The organism is Rhizobium sp. RCC_161_2 (genome assembly GCF_041355235.1).
In the GTDB taxonomy this organism is placed as follows: Bacteria; Pseudomonadota; Alphaproteobacteria; order Rhizobiales; family Rhizobiaceae; genus Rhizobium.
In genome coordinates this window covers 1-4,917 of the sequence record NZ_JBFUPL010000036.1, presented here as the reverse complement: position 1 = coordinate 4,917, position 4,917 = coordinate 1, and the positions used below count along the sequence as shown (strand labels likewise).

Sequence of the window (4,917 nt, the reverse complement as noted above, 5' to 3'; positions counted from 1 at the left end):
TCTCGCGCACCCCTGTGAACGCACACAAGATGGCCCATCATCGTAAATGGCCGGTTAATCTGCCAAAGTAGTGCTAGTAGCCCAAGTTTTCGTCCGCATCCCCAACAACCATAACAAATAATGCTCAGCCAATGGAACAAGGGCCATCGCCGTGAGTTCCGAGGCCGGAGGAGAGTGTGCGATCTCCCTCCGCTTCCGGGGTGCGTCGCGGTTCCCCTAGGCCGGCTCCCACCCGGCACCGCGGCGCACCTTAGAGGCAATGTTTAAGTCCGCTCAAGAAAACTCGGATGCCGCGATCTTCGGCTGGACTAGCAACGGATCTGGGAGAGCAACCTATGCCAGAACGGCTTCTCGTCGATGGAAACTCTGATCTGCTCAGCGTTTGCGGCTTTGAACATTGTTCGAATGAACAAGGTTGGGCGAATATCGTCAAGATAGTTGCACGCGCTGCGCGCGAGGATTTTTTGAACCATCGTTCGTTCTATTACGATCGAGACGGCGACAAGATCACTTCGCTGTGGCTCTCATGCGCCTGGCCAGAAGTCTTCTTTCGGTCGCCGACGCTGACGGAATTGAGCGTTCGTGCTCAACCGGTCCAGGAGCCATGAAACGGTCAGGCCGATCAGCAGCAAGAGCGGAGCAGCCAGCAGGGCGGACCAGATTATAGGCTCCGACCAACGCAGGGACGCACCGATGAGCGCTCCAGCGACGGAGGCTGCAAGTGCGAGCAGCAGACAACCCACCGCGCCGGCGGCCATCGCTGCCAGGAACGCGGATATCATAAGCAGGGCATAGACAGTACCGAACATATGTTTCTCTTGCAGCGGCGGTAGTCACTTTGGCGGCCCTGATCGGTGTACGCAGCCGGGCGCTTGAGGGTGAAGCGATCACTATTGTCGCACCGCCTTTATGAGGTCGCCACCACTTTGATATCGCCCCGGCGATCGATGACCTCGACGACAACCTGCCGCCCCGACCGCCGCAGTGCGACGTCAACCGAGCAATTCGAAAGACGCAGGTTCCGCAGCGTGACATCCTCCAGGAACGACGGCGGGTTGGGCTCACTAAAGCTGACCTGCAGCCCATTTGGATCGAAGTCCAGACCCAGGCAGGATTGCAGCAGTGACAGGGGAGCCGCTGCTGCCCAAGCTTGCGGCGCACAGGCGACCGGATAGAAGGTCGGCCCCTGCGCCCGCTGCCGCGGCATGCCGCAGAAGAGCTCGGGGAGGCGCCTCAGGTCGATATAGGTCGACGCTGCAAACAGACCCTCGAAGATCCGCGCTGCTTCAGCGCGATAGCCATAACGTGCAAGGCCGCTGGCGATCACCGCGTTGTCATGCGGCCAGATCGAGCCGTTGTGGTAGCTCATGGGATTGTAACGGGGTTCGGTCGAGGGGATCGTGCGGACGCCCCACCCACAAAATGAGGAAGCGCCCATCAAAGTGCGCGCAACCAGCGCCGCCCGTTCCGGATAAGCAATGCCAGTAAACAATGCATGGCCGGCATTGGAGGATCGAACCCGGCAGGGATGCTTGTGTCCGTCGAGCGCCAGGACGTAAGTGCCCAGTTCCTCATCGAAGAAGCTCGTGTCGAAGGCACGGCGTAGCCCTTCCGCTCTTGCCAGGAATTTTGCCGCCCGTTCCGGCCGCCCGAGCCTTCGAAAAATCTCTGCTGCGGCCTGCCAGGCGCCATAGACGTAGGCCTGTACTTCAGCGATGGCGATTGGCCCTTTGGCAAGTGTCCCGTCAGCATGGAAGACAGAATCGTGACTGTCCTTCCAGGCTTGGTTGATCAGCCCTTCTTCGGTCAGCCGCCCATACTCGACGAAGCCGTCGCTATCACGATCGCCGTATTCGTCAATCCAGGTCAGCGCCGCCTCGATATTCGGCAGGATAGTTTCGAGGGTGGCAAGGTCCGCGGTCCGCTGGAGATATTCCCCTGCCAGCATCACAAACAGTGGCGTCGAATCGATGCTGCCGTAGTAGCGCCGGAAGGGAACCTCACCGAGTTCGGCCATTTCGCCGTAGCGCACCTCGTGCAGGATCTTGCCAGGCTCTGCATCCGAGGCGGGATTGAACTCCGTCGCCTGGTTGGCAGCCAGATGCCCCAACACCCCGCGAGCAATCTGCGGATCGAGCCAGAGCGTTTCAAGCGCAGTGATCAGCGCATCACGGCCGAAGACGGTGCTGAACCAGGGGATACCGGCATAGGGATAGGGACCTTCTGGCGTCTCCGTCATCAACATGTAGAGGTCGGAGACACTGCGTCGGGCGACCTCGTTGAATATCTCGTTCGACGTTGCGATCGACGCCGCACGCGAGGACGAAGATCGCAGTGCGCGGCGGGCGTCCCGGAGAGCAAGGAAAAAAGAAAGGTGGTTTGGTTCACGGGCTTCAGCGTGGTCGCAGCCGATCTCGATAAACAGCGACCGGGTTTCATGGGGTGCCAGGAGAAGATCATAAGCCGCAAGATCGCCTGCCAACGTATCGGGAGCAGGGTCGAAGGACAGGCGCGTCGCGCGTTTTCGTTCGTCCAGGCCGAGATAGGAAAGGACGATGCTGTCCGTCTCGATAACGGCCGGGAGAAGGCGTCCCTTTCTTGCCCTGACGGTCCCCCGCACCTCGAAAAGATCGGCAAAATCAGCCGCAAACACGATCTCGATGCGGACTTGCTGAGGTCGTTCGTCGTAGTTCTTGACGGTCAGCCGCTCGTAACAGCGCGTCTCCCAGAGGAAACGGGTCCTGCGCAGATGGATAAGGTCATGTGCGAGGGTAAGCTTGCCCTTGTCATCGAAGAGGTCGGGATTGGTGAGGTCACAGGTCAGCGTTGCGTTGTCATCGCGCAGCGTCGACGACAGCAGCATCGGTCGCTTGCCGTTGATCATCAGGGAGAGATGCGAGAGATATCGTGTGTCCCGGTGAAACAGGCCTTCCGGGCTGCCGGGTCCCGAAAGCGCATCGCCATTATGGTCGAAGACGGCAAAGGTATCGCCGTGCTTCAAGGTACGCGGCCGCCGCTCCTGCAGCGAAGCGGTGGCCGGAATGAAAAACTGCGCAACAGGCGGCGATAGCGTAGAGGTCGCCGGCGTCCCGTTGCTGTCTACCAACGCGCTGGACATGGCTTCTCCTTACGCGACGACCTGAAGGTCAGGAGCAACACCATACGATCTGCGCATGAGAGCAGCGTCGATCCGTACGCCCGGCAGGCTCTGGTAGATATCGAGGTAATCGCGCGCCATGCGCTTTGCCGAAAAGCGCTTCTCAAAGGTCTCGCGCACCTTGTGACGATCCATGCGCAGCGCCCATTCGACGTTCTCGACCGCTTCCGTTACTGAATCGACGATGATGCCGGAGAGCCCGGAATCGACCACTTCAGATACTGAGCCGCAGTTAAAGGCGATAACAGGGGTCCCGCATGCCATGGCCTCGATCATGACCAGCCCAAAAGGCTCAGGCCAGTCGATGGGGAAAAGCAGCGCACCTGCATTGCCGAGAAATTCCGCCTTCTGATATTCGTTGATCTCGCCGATAAACTGGACATTCGGATGGCTCTTGACCATCGGCTCGATCACCGTTTGCCAATATACTTTGTCGGCATTGTCGATCTTCGCGGCCATCTTTAGCGGCATCCCTGCGTTCGCCGCGATCTGGATCGCCCGATCGGGTCGCTTTTCCGGCGAGATGCGGCCAAGGAAAGCGAGATAATTGCCTTTTGGCTGCCTGGTGAAGGGCAGGCCATCCGCAGCAAGCCCGTGATAGACCGTCCCCGCCCAGTTAACCGGCGGCATGGGCCGGCGCTGGTCATTGGAGATCGACACCAGCGGAATGTCCGGGAACGCTTCGTAAAAGGGTTTGAGGTCGGGAAGGTCGAGCCGCCCATGCAGCGTCGTGACGGTACGATCGGCAAATTCGCGGATCAGTGGGAAATGCAAGAGATCGATATGAAAATGAAGGACGTCAAATTCGTGCGCCCGGCGGCGGACCTCTTCCAGCATCACCATCTGGTGCGGCAGGTGGTCCTTGACGGCCGGATTGAGCCGCAATGCAACGTCCGAGCAGGGCACCAACCTGGCGTCGGTGACGGAATCGCCGCTGGCAAAGAGGGTGACGTCGTGACCCTGCCGAACCAGCTCGTCGGACAGGTAAGAAACAATGCGCTCGGTGCCGCCGTACAGCTTGGGCGGAACACTTTCAGCGAGCGGCGCGATCTGGGCGATCTTCATCGGCAAAACCTCCTCAATTGAGCAAAGAGTCGACGGTAAAAATCAGATCCGCATCCTCGGTCAGGCATGCGGCAGGTTAAGCGGCTTCTACGTTTCGAAAGGTTGTCGGCGGCGGTCTCCTTTCCGATAGCTGCAGAGGCCGAGGCCGCCAAACCGGCGCTCTTGTGGTCTGCGGCGATGGCCCCTTTGGACATTGCAGGCAGTTGATAACCCTTGCTCCCCAGCGCGCATATCGTCCTCGTCCAGGTATTTCAGCGCTTGGATGATCTCGTCATAGGAGACCGCTTCAGCCGTGCCGGGATAAAGTCGGAGGCCCGGCACGGATTCGATTGCGAACATATCGGAGGCCCACGAAACGAGAATGGCCCGCTTCTCTTGCTTGCCAATGTCCCCGGCGGCAAGCACGTCCCGCGGGTGCTCGAAATGCCTGGCCGGATGAAGCAAATGGGCGGCACTGATGGCCGCGGTGGCTTGCTCGGGAAGCGTGTTATCGATGTCCTTTCTCATAGCTTTGCTCCATTGACGTTGCTCGATGGAACGGGTCGTACGGAAATGTGAGGGAAGGCCCGCTCTGGCGGACTGCGCGAGCCTTCCCGTCGGCCTTAGAAGTCCATGCCTGCGCCAGCAGGCAGCGCCGGGGCGGCGTCCTTCTTGGGCTTTTCAGCGATCATCGCTTCTGTCGTGACCAGCAGGCC

4 protein-coding genes are annotated in these 4,917 nt (G+C 59.8%); 1 reads left to right on the top strand and 3 read right to left on the bottom strand.

Annotation, left to right across the window (positions count from 1 at the left end; all coding sequences use genetic code 11):
• Nucleotides 1-335 precede the first annotated feature (335 nt).
• Complete coding sequence (locus tag AB6803_RS32980) at nucleotides 336-608, top strand: hypothetical protein (RefSeq protein WP_371112775.1); 273 nt, start codon at nucleotides 336-338, stop codon at nucleotides 606-608.
• A gap of 299 nt (nucleotides 609-907) precedes the next feature.
• On the opposite strand, the gene AB6803_RS32975 is transcribed toward AB6803_RS32980, so the two are convergent.
• The 3 genes from AB6803_RS32975 to AB6803_RS32965 all read right to left on the bottom strand — a co-directional run bounded on the left by AB6803_RS32975 (nucleotide 908) and on the right by AB6803_RS32965 (nucleotide 4,729).
• A complete protein-coding gene (locus AB6803_RS32975) occupies nucleotides 908-3,118 on the bottom strand; it encodes a glycogen debranching N-terminal domain-containing protein (RefSeq protein WP_371112774.1) in 2,211 nt (736 codons plus the stop codon).
• Nucleotides 3,119-3,127: 9 nt separating this feature from the next.
• Complete coding sequence (locus AB6803_RS32970; RefSeq protein ID WP_371112773.1) at nucleotides 3,128-4,222, bottom strand: glycosyltransferase family 4 protein; 1,095 nt, start codon at nucleotides 4,220-4,222, stop codon at nucleotides 3,128-3,130.
• Between the two features lie 87 nt (nucleotides 4,223-4,309).
• Nucleotides 4,310-4,729 carry a hypothetical protein gene (locus tag AB6803_RS32965; RefSeq protein ID WP_371112772.1) on the bottom strand — a complete coding sequence of 140 codons (420 nt, stop codon included), beginning with the start codon at nucleotides 4,727-4,729 and terminating at the stop codon, nucleotides 4,310-4,312.
• Between the last annotated feature and the right edge of the window lie 188 nt (nucleotides 4,730-4,917).

Excerpts from the sequence above, each read along its gene's own strand:
- AB6803_RS32975 (WP_371112774.1), bottom strand. The coding sequence starts at position 3,118 with ATGTCCAGCGCGTTGGTAGACAGCAACGGGACGCCGGCGACCTCTACG.
- AB6803_RS32980 (WP_371112775.1), top strand. The coding sequence starts at position 336 with ATGCCAGAACGGCTTCTCGTCGATGGAAACTCTGATCTGCTCAGCGTT.
- AB6803_RS32965 (WP_371112772.1), bottom strand. The coding sequence starts at position 4,729 with ATGAGAAAGGACATCGATAACACGCTTCCCGAGCAAGCCACCGCGGCC.
- AB6803_RS32970 (WP_371112773.1), bottom strand. The coding sequence starts at position 4,222 with ATGAAGATCGCCCAGATCGCGCCGCTCGCTGAAAGTGTTCCGCCCAAG.